This window comes from Actinosynnema sp. NPDC004786, from assembly GCF_053601135.1.
This window is the reverse complement of sequence record NZ_JBSGBG010000029.1, coordinates 1-23,130: the sequence shown is the minus strand read 5'-3', so window position 1 is coordinate 23,130 and position 23,130 is coordinate 1. Positions and strand designations below refer to the sequence as shown.

The 23,130-nt window shown below is 66.4% G+C and carries 16 protein-coding genes and 2 pseudogenes; 9 read left to right on the top strand and 9 right to left on the bottom strand.

Features of this window, described 5'->3' with window-relative positions; genetic code table 11:
• Nucleotides 1–12 precede the first annotated feature (12 nt).
• The 3 genes from ACWEFJ_RS24295 to ACWEFJ_RS24285 form a co-directional block, all read right to left on the bottom strand.
• Complete coding sequence (locus ACWEFJ_RS24295; RefSeq protein WP_449715149.1) at nt 13–4,080, bottom strand: AAA domain-containing protein; 4,068 nt, start codon at nt 4,078–4,080, stop codon at nt 13–15.
• Nucleotides 4,081–4,950: 870 nt separating this feature from the next.
• Nucleotides 4,951–5,337, bottom strand: coding sequence for an SCO4402 family protein (locus ACWEFJ_RS24290; protein ID WP_449715148.1), 387 nt, complete (start codon nt 5,335–5,337; stop codon nt 4,951–4,953).
• The gene (locus ACWEFJ_RS24285; RefSeq protein ID WP_449715147.1) at nt 5,322–8,813 is read right to left on the bottom strand and encodes an ALF repeat-containing protein; all 3,492 of its coding nucleotides are present in this window, start codon (nt 8,811–8,813) and stop codon (nt 5,322–5,324) included. Before ACWEFJ_RS24285 ends, ACWEFJ_RS24290 begins: the two co-directional genes overlap by 16 nt.
• A gap of 374 nt (nt 8,814–9,187) precedes the next feature.
• Here ACWEFJ_RS24285 and ACWEFJ_RS24280 point away from each other — a divergent pair, with 374 nt between their 5' ends.
• Nucleotides 9,188–9,670 (top strand): hypothetical protein, encoded by a 483-nt coding sequence (locus tag ACWEFJ_RS24280; RefSeq protein ID WP_449715146.1) that lies wholly within the window; start codon nt 9,188–9,190, stop codon nt 9,668–9,670.
• A 226-nt stretch (nt 9,671–9,896) separates the two neighbouring features.
• Nucleotides 9,897–10,979, top strand: a complete 1,083-nt coding sequence (locus tag ACWEFJ_RS24275) for a trypsin-like serine protease (protein WP_449715145.1) — start codon at nt 9,897–9,899, stop codon at nt 10,977–10,979.
• 107 nt (nt 10,980–11,086) lie between these two features.
• Here the strand turns inward: ACWEFJ_RS24275 and ACWEFJ_RS24270 are convergent.
• Nucleotides 11,087–11,495 (bottom strand): annotated as a pseudogene (locus tag ACWEFJ_RS24270) (integrase core domain-containing protein); the annotation flags it as partial.
• 315 nt (nt 11,496–11,810) lie between these two features.
• Here ACWEFJ_RS24270 and ACWEFJ_RS24265 point away from each other — a divergent pair.
• The gene (locus ACWEFJ_RS24265; protein WP_449715144.1) at nt 11,811–12,731 is read left to right on the top strand and encodes an Lrp/AsnC family transcriptional regulator; all 921 of its coding nucleotides are present in this window, start codon (nt 11,811–11,813) and stop codon (nt 12,729–12,731) included.
• A gap of 7 nt (nt 12,732–12,738) precedes the next feature.
• On the opposite strand, the gene ACWEFJ_RS24260 is transcribed toward ACWEFJ_RS24265, so the two are convergent.
• Nucleotides 12,739–13,011 carry a hypothetical protein gene (locus tag ACWEFJ_RS24260; RefSeq protein WP_449715143.1) on the bottom strand — a complete coding sequence of 91 codons (273 nt, stop codon included), beginning with the start codon at nt 13,009–13,011 and terminating at the stop codon, nt 12,739–12,741.
• Nucleotides 13,012–13,735: 724 nt separating this feature from the next.
• Here ACWEFJ_RS24260 and ACWEFJ_RS24255 point away from each other — a divergent pair.
• From ACWEFJ_RS24255 to ACWEFJ_RS24230, 6 genes and pseudogenes are all read left to right on the top strand, one after another.
• Nucleotides 13,736–14,058, top strand: a pseudogene (locus ACWEFJ_RS24255) (IS110 family transposase); the annotation flags it as partial.
• 290 nt (nt 14,059–14,348) lie between these two features.
• Entirely contained in the window at nt 14,349–15,614 is a 1,266-nt protein-coding gene (locus ACWEFJ_RS24250; protein ID WP_449715142.1) for a pentapeptide repeat-containing protein, read from the top strand.
• A gap of 2,316 nt (nt 15,615–17,930) precedes the next feature.
• Entirely contained in the window at nt 17,931–18,218 is a 288-nt protein-coding gene (locus ACWEFJ_RS24245; protein WP_449715141.1) for a hypothetical protein, read from the top strand.
• Nucleotides 18,215–19,618 carry a WXG100 family type VII secretion target gene (locus tag ACWEFJ_RS24240; protein ID WP_449715140.1) on the top strand — a complete coding sequence of 468 codons (1,404 nt, stop codon included), beginning with the start codon at nt 18,215–18,217 and terminating at the stop codon, nt 19,616–19,618. The genes ACWEFJ_RS24245 and ACWEFJ_RS24240 overlap by 4 nt, the downstream gene beginning before the upstream one ends.
• Complete coding sequence (locus tag ACWEFJ_RS24235; protein ID WP_449715139.1) at nt 19,602–20,156, top strand: hypothetical protein; 555 nt, start codon at nt 19,602–19,604, stop codon at nt 20,154–20,156. The genes ACWEFJ_RS24240 and ACWEFJ_RS24235 overlap by 17 nt, the downstream gene beginning before the upstream one ends.
• A 36-nt stretch (nt 20,157–20,192) precedes the next feature.
• The gene (locus tag ACWEFJ_RS24230) at nt 20,193–20,468 is read left to right on the top strand and encodes a hypothetical protein (RefSeq protein WP_449715138.1); all 276 of its coding nucleotides are present in this window, start codon (nt 20,193–20,195) and stop codon (nt 20,466–20,468) included.
• 35 nt (nt 20,469–20,503) lie between these two features.
• On the opposite strand, the gene ACWEFJ_RS24225 is transcribed toward ACWEFJ_RS24230, so the two are convergent.
• From ACWEFJ_RS24225 to ACWEFJ_RS24210, 4 genes are all read right to left on the bottom strand, one after another.
• The gene (locus ACWEFJ_RS24225; RefSeq protein ID WP_449715137.1) at nt 20,504–20,977 is read right to left on the bottom strand and encodes a transposase; all 474 of its coding nucleotides are present in this window, start codon (nt 20,975–20,977) and stop codon (nt 20,504–20,506) included.
• Nucleotides 20,974–21,264 (bottom strand): hypothetical protein, encoded by a 291-nt coding sequence (locus ACWEFJ_RS24220; protein ID WP_449715136.1) that lies wholly within the window; start codon nt 21,262–21,264, stop codon nt 20,974–20,976. Before ACWEFJ_RS24220 ends, ACWEFJ_RS24225 begins: the two co-directional genes overlap by 4 nt.
• Before the next feature lie 29 nt (nt 21,265–21,293).
• Nucleotides 21,294–22,109 (bottom strand): transposase, encoded by an 816-nt coding sequence (locus tag ACWEFJ_RS24215; RefSeq protein WP_449715222.1) that lies wholly within the window; start codon nt 22,107–22,109, stop codon nt 21,294–21,296.
• Nucleotides 22,110–22,453: 344 nt separating this feature from the next.
• A partial coding sequence (locus tag ACWEFJ_RS24210) for a tetratricopeptide repeat protein (RefSeq protein ID WP_449715135.1) occupies nt 22,454–23,130 on the bottom strand: 677 nt, incomplete at its 5' end.

The window sequence follows — 23,130 nt, the reverse complement described above, 5'->3', positions numbered from 1 at the left end:
CTAGCGGAAACATCATGCTCCCTGTCCGTCGACGAGCTGCTGAGCGCGCACCAGGGCGTTGCCGATGCGCTGTTCCATCTTGGTCGTGCGCCTGCGGAAACCGAGTTCGTCAATGGCTTGGCCGATGCGGGTGTCGCGATCGACCTGCAACCGGTCGGTGAGCAGCCACAAGCACAGCTCGACCAACTCCCGATCGAAGTAGTCGTCGGTCTTCGACCGCCGCGGCTCCGAGAGGAATCCCGGGCGAGGACCGCGTTCGACGGCGACCTGTTGCGGTTTCGGTGGCGGCGCGGTCGTCACCGGAGAAGAAGCGACGCCTCGTTCCGCGTCGAGCATGGCCTTCTCCCAGCTCTCCACGATCATGGCGGTCTGCGTGGCCCGATCGCGGAACCACTCGCTCGCCCACACGCGGTGGAACCGCCAGCCAAGGCGTTCCAGGTGCTCCTGGCGAAGCCTGTCGCGGTCACGGGCACTGCCCAACTGGTGATAGGTGTCCCCGTCCGCCTCGACGGCAAGCACCATCCGACCGGGCTGGTCCCTGTGCCCCAAGGCGAAGTCGATGCGGTAACCGGCCACCCCCCATTGCGGGGTCACTGGAACGCCCGCATCGACCAGGGCTTCGTGGATGCTCCGCTCGAAACCGTTCATCTCCTGCTTGCCCTGCGCACCGACGAGGCCCAGTGAGCCTCCGTTGTCCGCGAACTCCAGGTACTGGCGCAGCAGGTCCGCTCCGACGCTGATCCCGGTCGTGGGCATGTCGAGCGGGGAGAACGAAGCGACGATGTCCACGCGCTTCCGCGCACGCGTGATCGCCACGTTGAGCCGCCGCTCTCCCCCTTGGCGGTTGAGCGGGCCGAAGGCGGTCATGTGGAGCCGACCGTTGATCGTCTTGGCGGCGCCGAGGCTGAAGATGATCGCATCGCGCTCGTCACCTTGGACCTGTTCGATGCTCTTGACGAACAGGCGACGCCCCGCCCCCTGCATGCGCCCGCTGAACTCTGCCAGCTCGTCGTGGCCGGCATTGGCCCGCCGGAGGGCGAGTTCGATTCGCTTGGCGTGGTTGCCGCCCATCGTGATGACACCGAGGGTGTCCTCGGGATGGGCGCGGGCGTGCGCCAGCACCAGGTCAACGACCTTCTCCACCTCGGCTTCGGCGGACCCGTCACGTCCTGGCGCCACCCGACCGTCGACCTGGTGCAACGACAGGGGGCTCACCGCCTGGCAACCGGGGAAGGTGATGAGCTTCCCCTGGTAGAAAGCCCTGTTGGAGAAGGCGATCAGCCTCTCGTCCTGGCTCCGGTAGTGCCACTCCAGCATCCTCGTGTTCGGGATGAAGGCGCTCAGGCAGGCGAGGATGGACTCGAAATCTCGGACCTGGGGCGCATCGGCCTGGTCATCATCCTCGTCGTTGTCCGAATCACCACCGCTGAGAGCTGTGTGGAACCATTTACTGGGCGGCAGTTGGCGCTCGTCCCCCGCGACCACGAGTTGCTTGCCGCGCATGATGGACGTCATCGCGTCCTCCGGCTCCACCTGGCTGGCCTCGTCGAAGACGACCAGGTCGAACAGCCGCTGTGCGGGCAGGAGCCTGCTGACCACGATCGGGGACATCGCCCAGCAAGGACGGGCGGCGAGCAGGACGTCCGGCGCCTTGGCGACCAGCTTCCGCAGGGGCATGTGGCCCCGCTTGCGCTTCGCCTCGGCGCGGACCACGTCGTTCTGGTCCGGGTGAGCGTCGCGCGCTTCACGCAGCCTCTCGGCGACGCGCCGGCGCACGCGCTGGGCGTTGAGCTGGAAGTGCGAGGTGTCGAACTCCCGGAACTCGGAGACGACGTGGGAGTGGTGCAGCCCGGTGAACTGCCCTAGGTGCGGGATGCGCACCCGGTACTCGTCGAGCAGGGAGCTGTACCACGAGTGGCGGAACATGGTGCGCGCGAGTTCGGCATCCGCGTTGCGCTCTACCAGGACGTCCAGAAAGCGCCCCATCCCCATCCCGACAAGTCGATCCGTCAACTCGTTCAGCATCGGGACCTGGAAGAGGAAGTCCCGCTCCTCGTGGAGCCGCCCGACGTGCGCTGTCACCTCGTCTTCCGACCATTGGTCGGGTTCGGTCAACTGCGCTCCCATAGCCACAGCGGCCAGTTGGTCGCGGGCCTTGGCGATCTCCTCGAGCGTCTCGGCGAGACCGATGACTTCTTGCGGTGCACCCCCTCCCGCCGCCATCTCCTGCCACCGGTTGCGCTGGGCGAGCGCTGCGCTCAAGTTCGCGTGCAGCGTGCGCCGGTTGCACTTCCCGGCCTTGCGGAGCGCCGCGGCCACCTTGCGAAGCTTGTACCGCTGCCACCAGCTCAGCGGTCGCGGGTTGGCTGACCGCCACCTGCGGTCCCCGGTGGCGAAGCAGTAGTCCTCCAGTTCGTCACCGAAGACGTCCTTCTCGAACAGGGTCAACGTGCCTTCGACGTGGCGCAGCAGCTCCAAGACCTGTTCCCAACCCGGCAGGTCCGTGGGGCGTTTGAAGCCGACCTGCCCGATGAGGCGTCGCATCCGGTCCTGCGCGTCCGGCCACGTCTTGGCGTGCAGCTCGTCGAGCTGGACGATCACGTTCTGCACTTGCTCGGACGTGCGGATCTCGGACTCCGACCAGGCGGACTCGCCGCGGTGGAAGCGGAGGCCGTCCGAGTTGATGAACTTCATGAGGTCGTCTTCGACCCGCCGAACTGTGTCACCGTGCAGGTCGCGCAACTCGGCACCGCGGAAACGCACCGGGTTGGCGCTCCTGTCCGGCAGGGCCAGAAGGTTGTCGTACAGCGAGAACGCCTTGATGCCCCAGGGCTCGATCGCGGCGTGCAGGGCCCGGTCGTGGTGCAGAAGTTGGCCACGTCGTTCGGTCAACCGCTCGTGCAGGCCGTTGCCGTCCGCAGGCGGCTCCTTGCTCGCCCTGTCCAACGACTCCGAGACCTGTTGCGCGACCTGCCGCTTGTCGAGCTTCTGCTGGTGGAGGTCGAACACCAGGTGCCCCAGGTCGACTTGCTCCAATCTGTTGGTGACCGCCTCGATCGCGGCTCGTTTCTCCGCGACGAACAGCACGCGCCAACCCCTCGCCGCCGCGGCGGTGATGATGTTGGCGATCGTCTGGCTCTTGCCTGTCCCCGGCGGTCCCTGGATCACGACGTGCTGCCCGTCCATCACAGCGTTGACAGCGCGCTGCTGGGACGAGTCCGCGTCGAGGACGAGGAACTCGTCCCTGAGGACGACCTCATCGGGCTCGACCGGTTGGTAACCGCCGGCCGTTTCACGGAGCTGGCGCCTGGCCGGTTCGTAGCCCGCCGTCGCGGCGATGACGTCGTGCGCCGCCAAGAGCTCGGCGCAGTCCTTCAGCTCTCGCACCATCGGCAGCTTGTCGAAGCTGAACGTACTGGCGAACAGTCGCTCCTCGAACTCAGCGGTGCGGCCGTGCTCAGACACGACGTCTCTCAGCGCCCGGTACACGAGTCCGGCGTGCGTCGAGCGGTCGTCGTTCTCCTCCAGCATGGCGTTCAGCTCATCGGTGAGCTGCTCGACGTCGAGGTCGATGCCGTGCTGGCGGCTGAGCGCGTACAGCAAGACCGGGTTGACCTCGGGGGCTCCGACCAGCTCCAGCACGTAATCGGTCTCCGCGGCAGTGCGCGGTGTGATCGTAAGTGGCTGGAGGACGAGCGGCGCCCGCAAGGGCTTGACCGGCGCCGTGCCCTTGGTCGACGTCGGTTGCAGCAGGAACAGGCCGTGGGCCAACTTGCCCACGTCGTCGATTCCCTGTTCCTCCTGGAAGGTGAGCATCCTGCGGCGCAGGTTGCGAGCGCGCTGACAGGCAGCCGCATGCGCCTCACCAGCGGCTACCAATGTGTCGAGCCTGGTTTTACGCCCCGCGAGCAACTGTGCGACGACTTCAGAAGAAGCCTTGGTCAGGTCGAGGCTCCACGTCTTGCTGTCGCGGTAGTACAGCAGTGTGTTGTTGTGACCGAAGTCGATCAGGTCATCTGCCCACGACTCCGCCTTGGCCCTGACAAGATCAATCCGAGCACGGTCGGCACCTATCGCCACCTGCCCTTCCCCCTTCGAACGCTGCGATCGGCGCGAACACCGAGCCCGCAGAGCACTGGCGAGCCGCTCAGTATGCCGAAGAGAAGGAGAAACAGGTAAGCGCCCGTTCAGGGCACTTAGAGACACACAATCGGGGTAGATGCGACACCCAGAGTGAAACACGCCCCGAAAGGCAACCTATTGTCCGCATAATTGCGGCAAGGTTGGGGTTCAACACATTTCACCGCAGTTCGGATACATCCACCCTCCAGACTCGCGAACTCCGGAAGGCCGCACTTGAGCGGCTGCTTCACGTTCCACTCGATGTGTCCTGATCACCGGGTACGACCTGTGTTCCTGGTCGGGTTGGGCAGGGCGGTTCGGCGTGGTTGCGCCGGTGTGGTGCGGGAAGCGGCGTTGGGCCCGGTCGCGCAGCGGATGGGGTGGCCGTGACGGGTTGGCGAAGGAGTGGTGGCTTCTCGCGCGGGAGGACGTCGCGGACTGGGTGCTCATCGAGAACAGCGATGGCGGCGTAGCGCTGTTGACGGGCAACCTCGCGGATGGCGCGACGCTCAGCGATCGCGTGCAAGCCCGTGATGATGCCCAGGCCCGTGACCGCGACCAAGGCCAGGACAACCGGGGCGACATCGCGGATGCGGGCGGCGATGCGCACGGCGTCGGTCAGCGGCCGCGGTGCCTCCTGAGCGGTGATGATCGGGGCTGCCAGGTGCGCCGGTCCGGATCCGGTGCTGGAATTGCGCCTTCTGCAGTGCAGATGGCAGCTTCTACGGCGGCGCGCACCCGGCCCAGTTTCCTTCGCAACGTCTGTTCACTCGTTTCGCCGATGCGGTCCTGCGAGTCGACAGGGTGGTCAGCGCGTCCGGCCCGCTCTCAGTGGGCGGTGAGGACGCGCAGCGCGGCGCGTGCGGTTGCGATGACCGTCGGCCACTCCGGCTTATCGATGTACTCCTCGTCGGTCAATTCGGTGCCATACACGTCGAACAGCGAGTCCAGCGCATCCTTGAGCGGTGCCAGTGCTCGGATCTCGGCTTGGTTGCGCAGGTACGGGCCGACGGCTTCCGATAGATTCTCGAAGACCGTGGTGTCGTCGTAGAGTACGTGGATGTTCATGGTGAAGTTGTCGTGGTAGTTCGGATGAGGCATTTCACGCCTCACCCAAACACGCCGCTGGTATTCCGGATCGGATAGCGCGCGTATGGCGTCGACGATCTCCACGCGCATATCGGGGTAATCGACACCGGTCATGGCTTGTTCCATTGCCCCCACCTCAACCACTCGTCTAGCGAGATGTGCGCATCTGGATTGTCCTTGAGAGAACCGGTGATCGGCCTCCCATCACGACCGAGGATCTTCCCACCGTCCCGGACCACGACATGATTCACTTGCTGCGACGGCAGCCCTCCCGGCACAGCGGCGTCGATGCGCACGCCCTGTGACTGGGGATTCGGACCAAACCACCTCAACCCGACCCCCTTCTTGTTGGCGACCGGAAGAGCCCAACTGCTGGGAATCTTATCGACCGCCGCACGTGGTAGCCAGGAGTGGGCGATCGGGAGAACGTGCCGCATGGCCGGGGTGTGAGCAGCGTAACCGGCGATCTTGCGGAGTTGTCGCCAGATGGCACCACCAGCACCGAGTTCCATCACGAAGAGCGGCAGGTCGGGCAGGTTGAGGGCTTGGACCTGTGCGATGAGTTCAGGTCCACACGCGTCGGGCCGACCGGAACAGTACCCCCTGAGCAGTTGCTGAACGGCGTCCGCACGGCCCTGGAGCACCGACCAGTCGATGACACCTGCTTCCCATCCGAGCCAGATGTCGAAGTCGTGCACCAGACCGACGCAGGAGCCGGTGCCGAGGTTGGCCGGCAATTCGACGCCGTTGATGTAGCAAATGCCGTCGAGGACCAGCATCTCCGTGCCGTTCTCGAACTGACCGGCGCCACCCGAGGGCCAGTCGGGGTCGGGAACACCGCTCCCTGCTCGTTGGTTCAGGTCCTCTTGCCGCTGCTTCTGGACATAGAACCCATACGCCTCTGCGGCGGCCTCCGCTGCCAAGGCTCCGTCGTTCCCCGCCGCCACGGCGGCCGCGTAAGCAGCATCGGCAGCCGACCGCGCTGCCGCCGCGTGGCCACGTGCCTGGGCCGCCGACTCGGCGGCCTGCCCGGCGGAGTTGGTGGCCGAGCGGGCATCACGGTTCGCCGACGCCTGTGCCTCCCTCGCGGCGCGCGCTGATGCGGTGGCTTCGTTGGCGGACCTCTGAGCATCGTCGGCGGACTGGCGAGCATCCTCGGCGTAGCCGGCTGCAGCGTCGGCGTGGTTGAGGGCCTCTTGTGCGTAGCCCTCGGCTTCGGCGGCGGCATTGCGAGCGACAGCGGCGACCCGATGCGCTTCGGCGGCGTCGGCTCGGGCGGTGGCGGCGATGTTGGCGGCGTCTGCGACGAAGCCGCTCACCCGAGCGGCGTGGGTCGCGGTGTCGTGGTCGAGCCGAGCCGCTTTGTACCGGCCGACTTGGAGGAACTCCTTGACGTACGACGGCGGGCCGGCGAGGGCGATCGTTGCGGCGGATTTCACCTCGGGACCGCCTGCGTGCAACAGTTCCGCGACGGCGACGCGTTCGTCCTGCTGCCTGGTGACGTGCTGGCCGGTGCGGATGAAGGCGTGCTGGTCGGCCTCGGTGCCTTCTAGGGCGCGGGCACCTGCAGCACGGGTGGCGCTGCCACCGGCTTCGATGATCTGAGCGATCTTGACCCGGTCATCCAGATACTTGCCCTCGTAGTGCTGTGTGCGCAGAAACTCCAGCACCGCGTCGGCACTCCCGGCCAGCGCTGCTTCCGCTGCGGCCTTGTACTCCGGTTTCGGCGCGACGGTGGCCAGCTGTCCCACCCGAGCGCGGTCATCCTGCTCCGAAGCCAGCAGCCGCAAGGTGGATACGAACTCGCGCACTTGCTGGTCGGTGCCGGCCAGCGCGGTGTACGCGGCTTCCCTCGTCCAAGAACCGCCGGTGCGGGCTAGCTTCAAGGCTGCCCGACGGCCCTTGTCGACGATCACCTCGGGCGGCGCGCCGGGTGCGGTGGCCTCATCGAGCAGTTGGCGAGTCTGCTGGTCGATTCGGGTGCTTTCCGGGTCGTCCCAGAATGGTTCGGTAGGTCGGTTGTCGTATTCGCGCTTGGCCTGCTCGGCTGCCGCGACACCGAGCTCGGTCTGCAAGGCCAGTCGGTTGCTGTCGGCCTGCCGGGCGGTCTCCTCGACCTGGCGAGCTTGGTTGGCGGCCGCCTCGGCGATGTCCGCTGCGGCGCTTGCCGCATTGGCATGTTCTGTGGACTTGCGTGCGGCTTCGGCTGCGTCGCCGGCGTGATCTGCTGCCTGGTCGGCGGCACGGGCGGCGTTCTCGGCGTGGGTGGCGGCGGCGTTGGCTGCGTCACGCGCCTCGTAGGCCGCGCGGACGGCTTGCGCGGCCAGAGCGGTAGCGTGGTCAGCTGCTCGGGTCGCGGTCTGCGCCGCTCGCTGCGCCCGCGCAGCCGCCTGCCTTGCGCGATCCGCTTCCGCTCCGGCCGCATGGGCATAGTTGCCGGCCTCCGCGGCCGCTGCCGCCGCAGCGCCCGCGTTCACCGCGGCGGCAGCGGCCGCACGCGCGGCCGAACCCGAGGCGTCGGCGGCAATCCCTGCCGCGTTGGCCGCCTCGGCTGCCAGTTTCGCACCTGCGGCGACGTCGCGGGCGTTCTGTGCGGCTTGCCTGGCGGCAGCGGCGTCGCCGGCGTTGGTGGCGGCCGCCGCGGCGGCGTCGTAGGCGCGGGCCGCCGCCTGGCTCGCGAGCGTTGCCGCGCTCGCGGCACGGGCTGCGGCGTTGGCGGCCACTCGTGCCGCGTTGTTGGCTGCCGCAGCGGCCTCGGTGGCCACGCTCGCAGCGTTGGCCGCACCGGACGCGGCATCGGCCGCACGTCCTGCCGCTGCGGACGCCTTGGTGGCGGAGTCCCGTGCCGCGGCCGTTTCCGCCGCGGCGGTCTCGGCGGCTTGTTTGGCCAACGCGGCTGCCTGCACGGCCCGCTCGGAGGTTTCCTTGGCCAGCTCCGTCTGCGTCGCCGCGACAGCCCCGGCCTCCTTCGCCAGCTCCACCAACTGCGATACCGTCAGCACCTCTTGATCGCGTTCACGGGCGACGTGCTGACCGATCTCGAGGAACTCCAGGATGTCGTCGGCGGTGCCGTTCAACGCGATTCCCGCCGCCTGCTGCACGGCCGGGCCACCGGCGTAGAGGATCTGCGAGACCTTCAGCCGGTTGTCCTGCTCACGAGCAGGGAACTGGCCCTGCGACAGGAACTTCTGCCGGTCACCGGCGGTGCCGTTGAGCGCCTCGCCGGCTTTCCGTCGAACCACCGGGCCCGCGGTGTTGATGAGTTGGGCGATCCTGACCCGGTTGTCCCCGTCCGCCGGCGACTGCCACCCCGAGCGCAGGAACTCGCGCAGCTGCTCCGGCGTCCCTGCCAACGCCCGCCCGGCCGCCTCGCGGACCTGTCTCCCGGCGACCGAGATCAGCTGCGCGGCCCGCAGCCGGTCGTCGTGCACCGTGGAGTTCTGGTGGCCGGTCGCCAAGAACTGAGCGAGATCGGCTTCCGAACCCAACAAAGCCGCCTCGGCTGCCCGGGCGGTGACCGGCCCCGCCGTGCGGAGGATCTCCACAACCCTGGCCCGATCGCTGAGCGGCGGCTCGTCCTGCGCGACCGCGACCGGCGTCACGACGACACCGCTCGTCAGGGTGCCAACTGCGACGGCAGCGCACAGCAGCCGTCGGATGTGGCTTACGCCCACCCGAATCCCCCCACGATTTTTGATTTTGCGCTCCTGAACCGCCGGTCGACCCCCTGACCCGCAGTACCGACGCTCAGGCTAGACAGGATCCATCGATCTTGACAACGCCGAACCCGAAGCGCCCGGCGTTACCTCATTGCGACAGGGATCACAGGGCCTTGGCTTCCGTCCGCGACCTGTCCCATCATCACCAAGATGCACCCGCGACCGGGAGGGGTCAGCCGGTGCGTTCGGTCATTCAGCAGTCCCGCCCCGGTACGCGGGACGAATCTCGGGGGGTTCCCTTGCGGGCACGTTCTCGCATGCTCGTCATCAGCGCGGCCGTCGCCGCCACACTCGTTTCCTCGGTCGTCGCCGCGCTGTCCAACGGCGCGCCGGCCACCGCCGAGGACGCTCAGCAGCCTCTCGTGGAAACCTTCGACTACCCCGATGCCGATGCCATCTTCCAACAACGGCAGATCCGTCTGAAGAAGGGCGATGGGCACATCCTGCTCGTCGACTGCCGCGCCGGTGCGAACCAGATCAGGGTGGAGAGCAACGCCTTCGACCCGCCCAACCACCTCTTCTGTTTCCAGGTCACCGGGAACAGCGGCTACCTGACCATGGAGATTCCCAACGCCTTCCTGGTCTACGGCAACGACTACAACGCCGTGGCGAGCTGGACCACCGACACCGGCGAAGTTCGCCGATCCACCGTGCGCAAGAACGACCCTGTGCCCACCCCCATCGGCGAAGGAGCCACCGGCACTCCCGGTGTCCTCATCGAGTTGAGGGCGACCCGATGACCACAAACGCGTCACGCCGTTCGAAGGCGTGGAAGCGATCGGGCTCGGAGGACTCGTGACACGGCAACGGGACTCCCGAAACTTCATGTCTCTCGCCGCCTGCGATGGGACCAGGAGCAGCGAACCATGCCGCCGGTGAGCCGGACGGCGGAAAGCCGACCGGTCCCGCCCGGAACACCGAGGGCAACGTCCACGCCGATCCTGGTGCCTTCTTGCTGGAGATTCGATGAAGAAGCTCGTCCTGGCCGCTGCCGCAGTCGTTCTGACGGGCGCGCACTTGAGCATCCCCGCCTCGGCAGTGTCCGGCGGATCGACCCTGCCGAACGGAAGCCACCCGTTCGTGGCCAGGATCCACTCGGAAGGTGTGGGCTGTACCGGGGCGCTGATCGACCCCGAGTGGGTGATCACAGCGGCACAATGTTTCCCCGGTAGCGGAAGCACACCGACCACGCCGACGACGGTGAACGTCGGCAACGCGAACCTCGGCACCGGCACCGGCCAGGTCGTCAAGGTGACCGGCCTGGTCCGCCGGACGGACCGGGACGTCGTGCTCGCGAAGTTGGAGCGACCGGTCCTCGACGTCACCCCGATCGCGTTGAGCCGCACCGCACCCGTTCAGGGCGAACCACTGGGTGTGGTGGGCTTCGGCCGCACCGCGACGGACTGGGTGCCGGACAGGCCACGCCTGGCCACCTTCTCGGTTACCGCCCTCGGTGCCACCACCGCGTCGCTGACCGGCGAGAACGGTGTGGACACCTGCAAGGGTGACGCCGGCGGGCCTGCGTTCCGGATGGTCGGCGGTCGGCCGGAGCTTGTCGCGGTCAACAGCACGTCGTGGCAGCACGGCTGCCTGCTCGTGACCGAGACCCGCCAGGGCAGCACCGAGGCCCGGACCGACGACATCGTCACCTGGATCCACCAGCAGTTCCCCAGCAAGCGCATCCGCAACTACAACACGCTCTGCGCGGATCTCGGCTCCAACGCCGTCGGCACACCCGTCGTGATGGCGACCTGCCAGCCGGGGCATTGGCTCAGTCAGCTGTGGCGCCTGCCCGGTGACGGCACGATCCGCAACTACAACACGCTCTGTGCGGATCTCGGCTCCAACGCCGTCGGCACACCCGTCGTGATCGCGACCTGCCAACCCGGGTCGTGGGCCAGCCAGCAGTGGACGGTCCGCGAGAACCGGACAATCAGCAACTACAACGGGCTGTGCATGGACCTCGACTCCAACGCCGTCGGCACACGCATCGTGATGGTCACCTGCCAACCCGGCACCTGGCCCAGCCAGCAATGGACAGTGGCCTGAGCGAGTGGCAGGAGCCCGATGGGCATGCCCCGCGCGGCCCGTGGTGGCCGACGTCGGTATGGCGACTCTTCCGGCTTCCGCCAGGGACTCACCGACCGCGGCCTGACCTAGTTGTACTGTCCGGTGAGGTTGGGGACGCGACTGGCGGGTGGTTGGCCTGCGAGTGCGGTGTGGCCGCGGTGGTGATTGTAGGTGTGCAGCCATCGCGGCAGCTCGGCTCGGCGTTCGGTCTCCGACCTGTCGGGGCGGGCGTAGGCCCGTTCGTCGAGCAGGGTGCGGTTGAACCGTTCGACCTTGCCGTTGGTCTGGGGCCGGTAGGGGCGGGGTGCGTTAGTGGGTGATCCCGGCGGCGGTGAGGGTGTCGCGCCGCAGTCGTGAGCGGTAGCAGGACCCGTTGTCGGTCAGTACCCGTGTGACCGTGACGCCCGCTGCCCGGAAGAATGCCTGTGCCCTGGTCCAGAACGCGGCCGCGGTGTCCTTGGTCTCATCGGGCAGGATCCCGGTGTAGGCCATGCGCTCGTCAAGTAACCAGCCTCTGCCGGGGGCTGAACACTCGGCGATGCGGTGGTGCCCGTCGAGCTGCCCACGAACGGCGCACTCACATCGTCCCCTGGTCCGACGTGCCGTGCGCGGCACTCGCTCGCGGCGGACGTCACATCGCGCGTCACGACCTGTGCGACTCCCGCACATCGACGGCCTCCGGATCCGAGGCACCCATGGAGATGCCGAGCGACCCACCTGCCCGTGCCTACCCGCTCGTGAACGAGCTCGCCGTCGACGGGATCCCCGTCGCGGTGACGTGCCTGTGGGATGTCAGAACTCTGCACTGGGATGCTGAGCTGCGACGATCGCGCACGTTGGACCTCCCGGACATTGAGCGGTCCGGCCCGGTTCGCACGCGATCTCGACGATGAGCCCTCGGGCGAGTTCCGGACCGGCGGTCGAGCTGCTCCACACGGCGTCACGCCACTGGTCGCGGCTGTGCGAAACCGGGATGGCCTGCCGGACGTCATGACGATCGGCCACCTCACGGGCGCGTACAACCTCTATGCCCTGACCATCGCCGCCTCGATGCAGGCATTGACGAACTTCCACATGCGCGTGCTCACGTCGATCCAGGCGACCGCGCTGCGCACCCACCTCTACCACCACGCATACGGAGGGTCGCGCTGGCGAGTGAGGACCCTGCGCGAGTCCCAGGTAGCGCAATTCGCGACCAAACACGTCACCCGTTCGGGTTCGTGGACACCCATCCCCATGAGGGAGCGGCGCTTGTTCCTCGCATTGGCAGCTGATGCCCGCCGTCCGCTCACCGAACTCGCCGACGAGCTCGGCGGAACACCGCAGTCTGTCGGCCGACAGCTGCGACTGGCCCAGAACCGGGGAATCATCGACTTCCGCACCGACGTCGCGAGGCGGTTCGCGGGCTGGCACCTCGCGGCCTTCTTCTGGCTCCACGCCAAGAGCGGCATCCGAACCGAGGCGTGCCAGAAACTCGGCGGAATGCTCGAGACCCGGTTCTGCGTCTCCACATCGGGCACCGAGCGCAACATTCAGCTCATCGTCAATCTCCGGACGCCCGAAGACGCGGACAGCTTGATGGATCGGATCGAACAAGAGAACCCCGGGGTGCACGTAGTGGACTGCGAGTTCGTCCTGCGGCTCGACAAGATCCACGGCAGACTGCTGGACGCCTCAGGCCGCGCCGTGGGCCTCGTGCCCGTGGATCCCTGGGCCTCCGAGCCTCCGTAAACAGCGTTCACCACCGGCCGACGATCGAGCCGACCGGTTCGGTGAACGACCGGCGGGTCTTGTCCGTGGCACCCACGACAGGCGGCTCGGACAGCCACGCGCCGACCAAGGCGCGGACCATCTCGATCAAGTATCGCGGACCTCGGCAGTCAGCGGTGGAGCCCGCCCGCGGGGTGCCGTACTCGTTGGAGCGCAACGTGTCGAACTGCTGGTACTGCCGTATGAGATCGCCGTGCGCGATGTGCAACAGTGCGCCGCCGCAGGGCCATGCCGTCGCCACCAAGGTGATCGCCAGGCGCGCCTAATGCCCCCGAGTCTGCGTCCGATCGCGCCGTTAAGGTCACCACGCGCCACACCGGCCGGTCAGGGCGCGACCAGGACGCTCGACGCACAGCGGAAGCGGTTCACCCCAACGGTTGGCGTTTGGCGTCGGTTGGCAGGATTCACCCGTTCAAGACGACCCCATTTGGCGTTGGTCAAAGGGTTGGAGCGACCCGCTCCTGATTTCGCTCCTACACAGCGTTCACCAAGATCGCGAAGTCACCGTTCCGTGACTAACCGGAGATCGACACCGGCGCATGAGAAAGCCCGCTGACCTGGGCGAACTTCCCAAGCCAGCGGGCTCCCTCAGACCGTCGGGACGACAGGATTTGAACCTGCGACCCCTTGACCCCCAGGGTGGACCGGATCATGGCCTGACCTGCAAAAACGTCTAACCGGCAGGTCGCGACGGCGCGGTTCAACGCATCTGAGCGCAGCTCGATCCTGTTGCCACGCCTTGACTTCTCCCAATTTCCTCCCATCGTCCTCCCACGACGAGCCGTTGTCGACCGCTGCGGGCGTCGAACGGTTGTGCATCCGTCAAGTGACGACAGTTCACTGGGACTGAGCGCTTCGGCGATACGGCTACGCCCGTCGTGTCACTTGCAGATGGCGTGACCACACCGTCCTGGCCCGCGGCATCGGCGTTCACGCCACGCAACCCGCCTACCGCGTTCAGCCGTAACCTCTACCCCGGCAACGCCAAGACCGACGCCCGCGACGCCCACGTCATCGCCGACGCCGTCCGCACCCTATCCACGGTCGGCACCCGCGACGACACTCTGGCCGAGCTCGGCGTCATTGTCGGCTTCGACGACGACCTGGCCGCCGAGGCCACCCGGATCTCCAACCGCATCCGCGGCCTGCTCACCGGCATCCACCCCACCCTCGAATGCACCCTCGGCCCCCGCGTCACCCACCCTGCGGTCCTGGGGAGATCCTGTCCCGCTGCGGCAGCCCCGACGGCATCCACGAAGCCGGACGACGCAAGGTCACCGCGATCTCAGCAGCGTAACCGCAGGTCAGGTCATGCGGCTGACTTGTGGCATCTCACATGGTAAGACGCGCATAAGGGTCCGTCGCACCGGTCGGTGCCCGCGTTACCGGCACCGCGAGGCGGCCGCGCGGGGAGAGTGTGACGACAAGCCGCGGCCCGGCGATGATGCCGACGTGACTGACGAGCCCCCCGCCCCGTTACCCCGCTCCACCCCGGCCGCCCCCGAGGGCGCGAAGACCCCGCCCCGGTTGCCGCGGTGGCCTGTCCGGGTAGTCGCGGTGCTGATATCGGCCGCCACCGTGGCCGTGCTGGTGTGGCTTGGGCGCTGGATCGACGGCCTCGCCCTGACCGACGCGGACAAGCGGGCGACCGCGCAGCTCGACGCGCTGAAGCTCGCTGCGTCGATCGTCGTGGGCGGCGGCGGGTTGTTCGCGCTGTACCTTGCCGCTCGGCGGCAGCGCACGCAGGAGCAGGAACTGGAGGTCCGGCACGCCGAGCTAGCCCAACGCGACCGCGTGCAGGTCCACGCCGAGCAGGTCGCCGAGGCCAACCGACTGCACGCCGAGCAGGTCGCCACCGATGCTCGTCTGCACGCCGAAGCCCAGCGCATCACGGAGCTGTACACCAAGGCCAGTGAACAGCTCGGCTCCGATAAGGCACCGGTCCGGCTGGCTGGCCTTTATGCCCTGGAGCGGCTGGCACAGGACAATCCGCACCAGCGGCAGACCGTGGTAAACGTGCTGTGCGCCTATTTGCGGATGCCGTACACATTACCTGGCGAGCCCCCTGCGGGAGATATTGAAGGACAGATCCGCGCTCGTTATAGCGAGCGGGTGCAGGAGCGTGAAGTTCGGCTCGCGGCTCAACGAATACTTGTCGCCCATCTGCGCCCTGGTGGCGATCTCGGCCGCTCAATAAAATTGTCTTGGCCTGACACCGATCTTGACCTTTCTGGTTCCACCCTGATCGACTTTGACTTCAGTCACTGCAGACCTCGGAATGTAGACTTTCGTGGCACTTTATTCACCGGGGTTGCCAATTTCCGCAGAGCGAATTTTCTCGGTTATGCCGCGTTCAGTCGGGCGATCTTCACGGAACGCGCATTGTTTGATGGGGTACGATTCGATGGAAAATGTTGGTTCAATGATGCGGTATTCACTAAGGGTGTCCGGTTCGATGCGGGAGAATTCACCAAGGTCGTCCGATTCGACAGGGTGAGGTTCGGCGAGGAGGCTCGGTTCGACAGCGCCACATTCTCCGAGAAATCGTGGTTTATAGGGTCGGAATTTCTTGGTGAACCGTGGCGCGGTGCAACGTTCGACTCGGCTACATTTGTCGGAGACGTGCAATTCGACGGAGCGATATTCGCCGGACATGCCCAATTCACCAACGCAAGGTTCGTCAGGGACGTCGCCTTCGCCAATGCTCTTACGGCTCATCCTGTAGCTATGAGATTATCGTGGCCTGCCGGATGGCATCCTGCGATCGAACATGCCGAAATGGATGGACGAGGCGGTACCTGGCACCGCCTTATCCGATCCGACCCTGGAGACACTGCGGCCTGACTGTGTGCAGCTTCCTTCGCGTATCGGCGGGGCTTTAGTACTCCAGCCGCACTTGGTGACTACGTGCGTTTTCGCTGGTAGTGGCTCTTTCTAGCACGGTACTGGTGGCGTCTGCGCCAGTAGGACCACCGGTAGAGTCGATCTTTGTTGAACGTCTGGGTGATCAGGTGTGCCTGTGGGGTTCCAGAACTCTGCACTGAGGCGCTGAGCTGCGGTGATCGCGCAGAAGTAGCTGTAGGAGCATGATCGTGGGGCGTGGCCCTACGACTGCCGTACCTGATCTTCGTCCGGCTCGTTGGCTGGCTGGTCCGCTCGGCCGGTCAGGTCATCGGCGGCCAAAGACTTGGAGCTGCTGGTACTGCGGCACGAAGTTGCCGTCCTGCGCCGCACCAACCCCCACCCGCGGCTGGAGTGGGCCGACCGCGCGGTGCTCGCCGCGCCGGTGCGCCGACTTCCCCGACCGCTGCGCGAGCACCGAGCGGTGACACCGGGCACCATCCTTCGATGGTCCTTCGATGGCACCGACGCCTGGTCGCGAAGAAGTGGACCTACCCCCAACCCCTGCAGAAATGCTCAACCGGCACGTCGCGGCCGTGCAGTTAAGTGCGCTTGAGTGCAGCTCGATCCTGTTGTCCCACCTTGACTTCTCCCACTTTCCTCCCGTCGTCCTCCCACGACGGGTCCATGTCGACCACTGCGGGCGTCGAACGCCTGTACGCAAATCAAGTGTCCAGGCCCCCTGAATCCAGTCGTGAAGTGCCCCGCAGCCGATGGAAAGTCATTAGTAGCGCCTGGAGCGGACATCCCATCGCCGTCGCGCATGACGGAGACCCCAGTCGTAGCACTGCCAGTTCGACGTCCTAGCCGCAGAAGATGGCCAACCACCCAACCGGACGAAGATCAAGTGCAGCAGTCGCAACGCCACACCTCACGCTACCGCCCTGGGAACTCAGGGGCAGGAGCGCCGCAACTCAGCGTCCCGGTGCAGAAATCTGGCAACCGCACCCCATGGCACCAGTTGCCGTTAAAGAACCGAAGTGCTGCCTCCTTCGGCATCCGTTTTTACTCTTTCCTTTTCTTTGGCCCGCGACCAGCCGTCGATTGCTAGAATTCGTCGCAATTCGACCATTCGCTCCCGTATTCCACGACTGAAGACTGGCTCACCTGGGGCAATTGCAGCGCTTAGTGCATCCGCAGAGCAGCGAATTCGAGCTACCAGCACCTGACGATCTGTCACCCCACCATCAGATCGTTGACCGTCTGGGGCGTCTGCGAAATTTGCTTCGATCAGCCTGGCCAGTGCGTAAAGATACGCCACACCGTCACGTTCGTCCGTTTGAACTATTACATCCGGACTAAGTCTGACTTCTCGCCGCACTGCATCCTCCGCACGCCATGGCCGAGAGTTCGGCTATTCACATCGGAACATCCGAACCATCTTAGTATAGATACGCAGACACGGTCATACTCCATCTGCATCATCACGCCGAGTCCTTTTGTCTCACGCTGCGACTGTCCAGAACTGCGCCGCCGTGGCAAACGATGTGGACACCCGAGAGCGGCACCAGAGTGGCATGAGAAGACTGAAGTGCACTTGATCATGAATCAAGTGACCAGCACCCGCAGACAGCAGCACAGGGTCTGCCGCAGCTGCGGTATCCGGAGGCCGACACCGGCCGGTCGCCGAGCCAGGTCATAGCCCTGCGGCGAGCAACTGCTCGCCGTTCGGGATCTTGCCGTCGTGAGCGAGGGCGATGAGCCGCTGTGCGCAGTGCTCGTCGCCCTTCCCGGCGACATCCAGCGTATCCCGATGGAGCACATCAACCCCATGCCACTCATGATTCCTTCTCAGCAGGAATAGGCGCGTCAAGCCGTCACTTTGCACACGTTCGCCCCGACTCACACCGAGCGCATCCGGCGATCGATGATCACCGCAGAACAGCGGGACCGGGTGGCGAAATATCGTCCGGTCGAGTGGACCCGTACGGCCAAACGAGCGACGGGTGCGTGATATACGCGGAACCAACCCACACCTGTCGGTAGAACCGAAGTTCATCGACGCACCACGCGGTTCCGGCCTCACAGGTTGACACAGCAGGAACTGATGCACGCGACCGAGGTCACCTTCGACCAGCGTGGTGCAGTACCCGCCACAACAAGGAGTCCGACGATGTAGCTGCCAATCCCATGATCGGCTTCGCTGCTGATTTTTGATCTACTTTGCCGGTAAGGGCGATCTCCGCGCAATGTGGAGCGTACGCCACCTGCGAAATTCGACTCTGTGGTTTCATCGATCCGAACAGGAAGGTCACGGGTGTGAGCGGCTACGGAGTTCAGATCGGTCAGCTACGGGCTGCGTCGAATGCGGCGGCATCAGCTGCGGACCAGGCCAGGGAGGTGCGGCCGGGCACCGGCTTGGACACGATCGCGGCGGCGATGCCGGGCGGGGAGTCAGCGAAGCTCGCGCCGTCTCTGGCTTTGGCGTTCGACGAACGCTCGGTGGGCTGGGCCCACGAGATCGACCAGTGGAGCGAGTCGGTCTCGGCGTCCTCGAAGACGTACTCGGAGAACGAGGACGCCGCCGAAAGCGCTTTCGGTAGATGACCATCAGCTACGACGACGTCCGCACATGGGACGCTGAAGCGCTCGACGCGTCGGCCACCAACCTCGGTGGGAGGCGGGACAGACTCGTCGGGTTGCAGGACGAACTCGACGAGGCCAGGAAGCTGCCCGACTGGCACGGCTCCGCAGGCGAGCTCGCGCGCGATTCGCTGGGAGACACGCGGGACAAGGCCGAGATGCTGATCGCGGAACTGTCCGCCGTCAAACGCGCACTGCAGACCGCTTCCGACGACGTCTCCGCCCTGAAGTCCCGGGTTTCCAACAACGACGCCCTCGCCGACGCCTACGAGTTCCGCATCTCCGGTGACGGCACGATCGTGAATAACAAGCCCGTCGACACCAGCCCACCGGGATCGTCGCGCGAGGCCGACGAGCGCATCGCGGCCCAGCAACACCGCGAGAACATCAGGAAACAGCTGGAGCAGGAAACCAAGGCGATACTCGCCACGGCGAACAGCATCGACGCCACCCTCGCACGCGTGCTGCGGCTCGCGCAGGAAGGCGGTATCGACGACGACGGCGCGACCACCCTGGCCGCCGCTGGGAAGTCGGGTGAGATCGACGCCCAGGTCGTCAAGATGGAGCAGTCGCTCCGGGACGCCGGACTGCTGACCGGGCCACCCGCGTCCGGGCACTACCGGCAGTGGCTCGAGAACGCCGTGCGCCGCGGCGTGTCGGTCGACACGATCAAGAAGATCGCCGCCGACCACCACATCACGCCGGAGGACTTCAAGGTCCTCGAAGGGATGGAGGAGATCCGGGAGGACGAGGACGGCGACGGGACGTCGAAGTCGTACTTCATGATGCCGACCGACATCAGCGGCGACGACGCCGCCAAGGCGGTGCGGATGACATACATCATGAACGCGGGTACCGACTACGGCACCGAAGGGGAGAAGACCGACTTCGCACCGACCCCCTACGGATCGGATGAGCTGAATCGGATCGTCGAGCGGCAGCGGGCGAACGACTGGAGCTACAACGAGGACGTGGCGTTCGTGCACGGCAACGGTGGCAGGCTGGTGACCACGCCGAACGGCATGATGATGGGATTGGGAGGGAACCTGATCCAGGACCAGTTCAGCCAACTGGGCGGAACGACCTACGGCGACACGTTCATGCTGAACATCGACGACCCCGAGGACGCGGCGCAGCAGCTCCGAGAGGTGGCCAGGTCGGGCCACGCATGGTATGACGGCGATGACGGACCTCAGCGGGGCGCTCTCGACATGGACCGACTGCTCCACCACGAGGAACGCCACTCACAGCAGTGGGCGAATGAGGGCCACGCGCGCTACGTGGCCTCCTACGTGTGGGAGCGGATCACAGGCGGCAACGAAACCGAAGAAGACGCGGGGCTCTCCGATGGCGGGTATCACTGACTGGCGCCACGCCGCCTGCACCATCCTCCTCGTGGTGTCGGTGACCGCGGCGTGCGACACCAAGGCACCGTTCGAGCCGTCACTGCCGACGGCGGCCGGGTTCCGCGTCGATGACGGAGTGCTGAAGCTGTGGACCGGGACCTCCTGCCGCGGCGTCACCGGCGTGACGGTGGTCTTCGACTCCGGTACCACCAGGAGCGCGCAGCAGACGTGGTCCGCACCCCGGCCCGGGGTGCTGCTGGAGCACATGGACCTACTTGGGACCACCGGAGGATCGCCGGCCACCCCTGAACCGCTCGAAGTCCGGAAAGCCCTGCCCGAGGACTACGACTGGACCGAAGCGGACTGGATCACCTTTTCCGTCGACGGCCCGAGTGCGCACGGCGCCAGGGCCGAGGTCGACCGGGTGCTGGACGAGTCTGCCCGGCACCCGTCCGACAGCTACCTCTTCGGCCGGCGTGGCTGGATGGACGCCTCGGACGTGCAACGGGAGAACCGAAAGTCATTTCTGACCGTCTGCACCCCTGACCCCGAGTGATGAAAGGTCGGGCCGACACCACCTGCGGAGCTGAAGATGGACGCACAGGACGGTACGACCCACACGAGCGCCCTACGAACAACACTGAGGCGCATCGTGCTCGTCGCGTTCCTCTGCGCTGCCGCACTGATCGCCCTGCTCATCGGCATGGGGCTGGTCAGCGTCACCGGGTTGTCCGCCGACCCGCACGGTTACGGGATGTTCGCAGCAATCCTGTTCGTGGCGGTGCTCACCCCGATCGCCCTGGTGCTGTGGTTGCTGTACCGGTTCCTGCAACGAGACGGCAAGAGCTTGTGCGGCTCTATTGCCTAAGGTTGACTCTGTCGGTGATCTTGGTTGGTGGCGTGTCAGTCGACGGCTCTCCAGGAACGCAGGCGTGGGATGTCCTGCTTGTCGAGGTGGCCCTGGAAGGCTGCCGGTGGTCGCGGGGGCGGCTTCTGGTCGGGAGGTTGCCGGCTGAGGCGTTCGATGTTGACGGCGATGGCGGTGAGCACGTGCTGCAGGTGGGTCTTGGCCTGCCCGCGGTAGCGGCAGTGGCGCATGCCATGGCCGTGGGCGAACGCGCAGATGGTGCCCTCGACGCCGGAACGCACCGCGTAACGCTTGTGCCAGGCCGGTTCCTGCCGCTCGGCGCGGTTGCGCAGCTGCAGTTCGAGCAGTTCTCGCGGGGGAAAGCCCACGTTGCGGGCGGAGTCCCGGGAAGTGGTGCACTTGGCCCGGACCGGGCAGGGTTGGCACTGGCCCTTGGTGAAGCGGGCCACGATCAGCGGGGCCGCGGTCGGCGAGGACGTCGGGTAGGGCCCGTGCCAGCCCTTGCTCACCTGCCCCTGCGGGCAGGTGACCTGCGACGGTCGAAGTCGATGCGGAAGTCGTCGCGTGCGAAGCCCTCGCCCTTGCGGTGTTGGTGGGTGGGGTTTGCGGGCAGCGGTCCGACGACGGTGATCCGGTGTTCGCGCTCGGCCCGCTCCAGGTGGACCAGGAAGGTGTAGCCGCCGTCGACCAGGTGCTGGTCGGGCCGCAGGCCCCGGTGTTGCAGTCTGGCGTGGATGGCGGGCAGGACCTCGGCGTCCGGGCTGGTGGCCGGCATGGTGGCCACGTCGGTGATCACATTGGGACCGTCGCCCGAGCAGGTCTCGGTCACGTGCGCGAGGAACCCCTGCCAGCGGGTGACCTGTCCCCGACGTGCGTAGCGGGCCGTCGGGTCGTAGGGCGAGACGATCCGGATCGCCGAAGGCGGCAGACCGCTGCCCTCGTCCTCGTCGCGCCACCGCAGGCGACCGGTGGCATCCCGGTGATAGTTCTGCACCAGCACCTGCCGCAGGGTCTGCACCCGGGCCCGTCCAGTAGGCCGGGATGGTGGCGGCCGAGGTGTTCGAGCAGGTGACAGGCGTCCGCCCCGGCGGTGTTGATCCTGGTCCTGGGCCTGGTCGGGTTCTTGCCCAGGCGCACCGGCCGGCCGTAGCGGCGGCCCCAGTGCTCGTCGACCAGCCCTTCCAGCGCGTGGTCGGCGGTGCGGGTGAGTTCCTCCAAAGCCGCGCGCACCGTCTCGGTGACCAACTCCAGACGGGTCAGGTCGCGCACGGCGGCCAGGACGTGGGTGGAATCGGTGCGCTGGGTGGTGCGCTCGCGGACCAGGCCGACCCCCTTCAGACGGGTCAGCGCGACATCCAGGAGGCGGTCCGCCCGCCCGGCTCTCACGAGACGGTCCCGGAAGTCGCCGAGCACGCTGTGGTGAAAGCCGGGATCGTCCAGCTCCAGACCGAGCGCATACTTGAAGTCGATGCGGCAGCGCACCGCCTCGGCGGCATCGCGATCGGACAGGCCCAGCAGGAACTGCAACACGCTCACCATGGCCAACTGGGCCGGGGAGAGCCCGCGACGCCCGTTACGCGAGTAGCAGTCGACGAAGTCCTCGTCCCTCCACAGACCACCGAGACGGTCACGCACCCACATCGCCGTCGTACCACCGGGATTGCTGGCTCGCGCCATCGCGCGGTGAGCTCCGGGACCTCCACCGCAGACCGCGTACCAACCGGTAACGACATACGACCACCTCAGGGAGCATTGCGACTTCACCGACCCCCGGGAGCCTCGCTGTTACCTACCGGTCACCCACCACGACACACCGACCGTTCCAAGATCACCGACAGAGTCAAGCTTAGAGCGGTCGGCAAACCGGACAGACCACCCCAAACCAAGATCAGATGCCCCTTAAATGACGTCGCCTTCGACGGCCGCCTGGCCATCGGGACGCAAAGTAACCGTCTTCAGCTCGAGTTACACCGGCTCGTTTCGTTTTACAGTCCCGGGTTTGACGCGGAACCCAGGGGTGGTTCGGGGGTGTTCGAGTGGTCGCGTTGCAGGTTGTCCAGGAGGGCTGCGGTTCGGGTCGCCTCGGGGACGTCGAGTTCCCGGTGGAGGATGAGGGCTTGGTGGAGCAGGGTGATGGCGCGTGCCGGGTCGGTGTGCTGGAGGCATCGTCCCTGTCCTGCTAGAGCATTGGCTTCGTGGAGTCGGGAGCCGGTGTCTCGGGCGAGGGTGAGGGCGGTGGTGAAATGGGTGTGGGGGTCGCCGGCGTCGGGGTGGGCGAGCGTGAGCTCGCCCAGGGCGTTGTGGGTCTCGGCTTCTCCGTCATGATCGCCGACCTCACCGAACAGGACGAGGGCCTTCGTGAGGTTCGTGGTCGCGGGTTCGTGAGCGCCGTGCAGGCGTTGGGTGATTCCGAGATTCAGATGGCCGTTGGCCCGGCCGTGTCGGTTGCCCAGGTCCGTGAACAGATCCAGAGCACGGGTCAGCGTTACCTCCGCCACCCCGTACTCACCCCGCGCATACTGCACAATGCCAAGACTATTGAGGGCGTTGGCCCGGCCGTGTCGGCTGCCCAGGTCCGTGGACAGATCCAGAGCACGGGTCAGCGTCGCCTCCGCCACCCCGAGCTCGCCCCGCAAGTACTGCACGCGGCCGAGATTGTTGA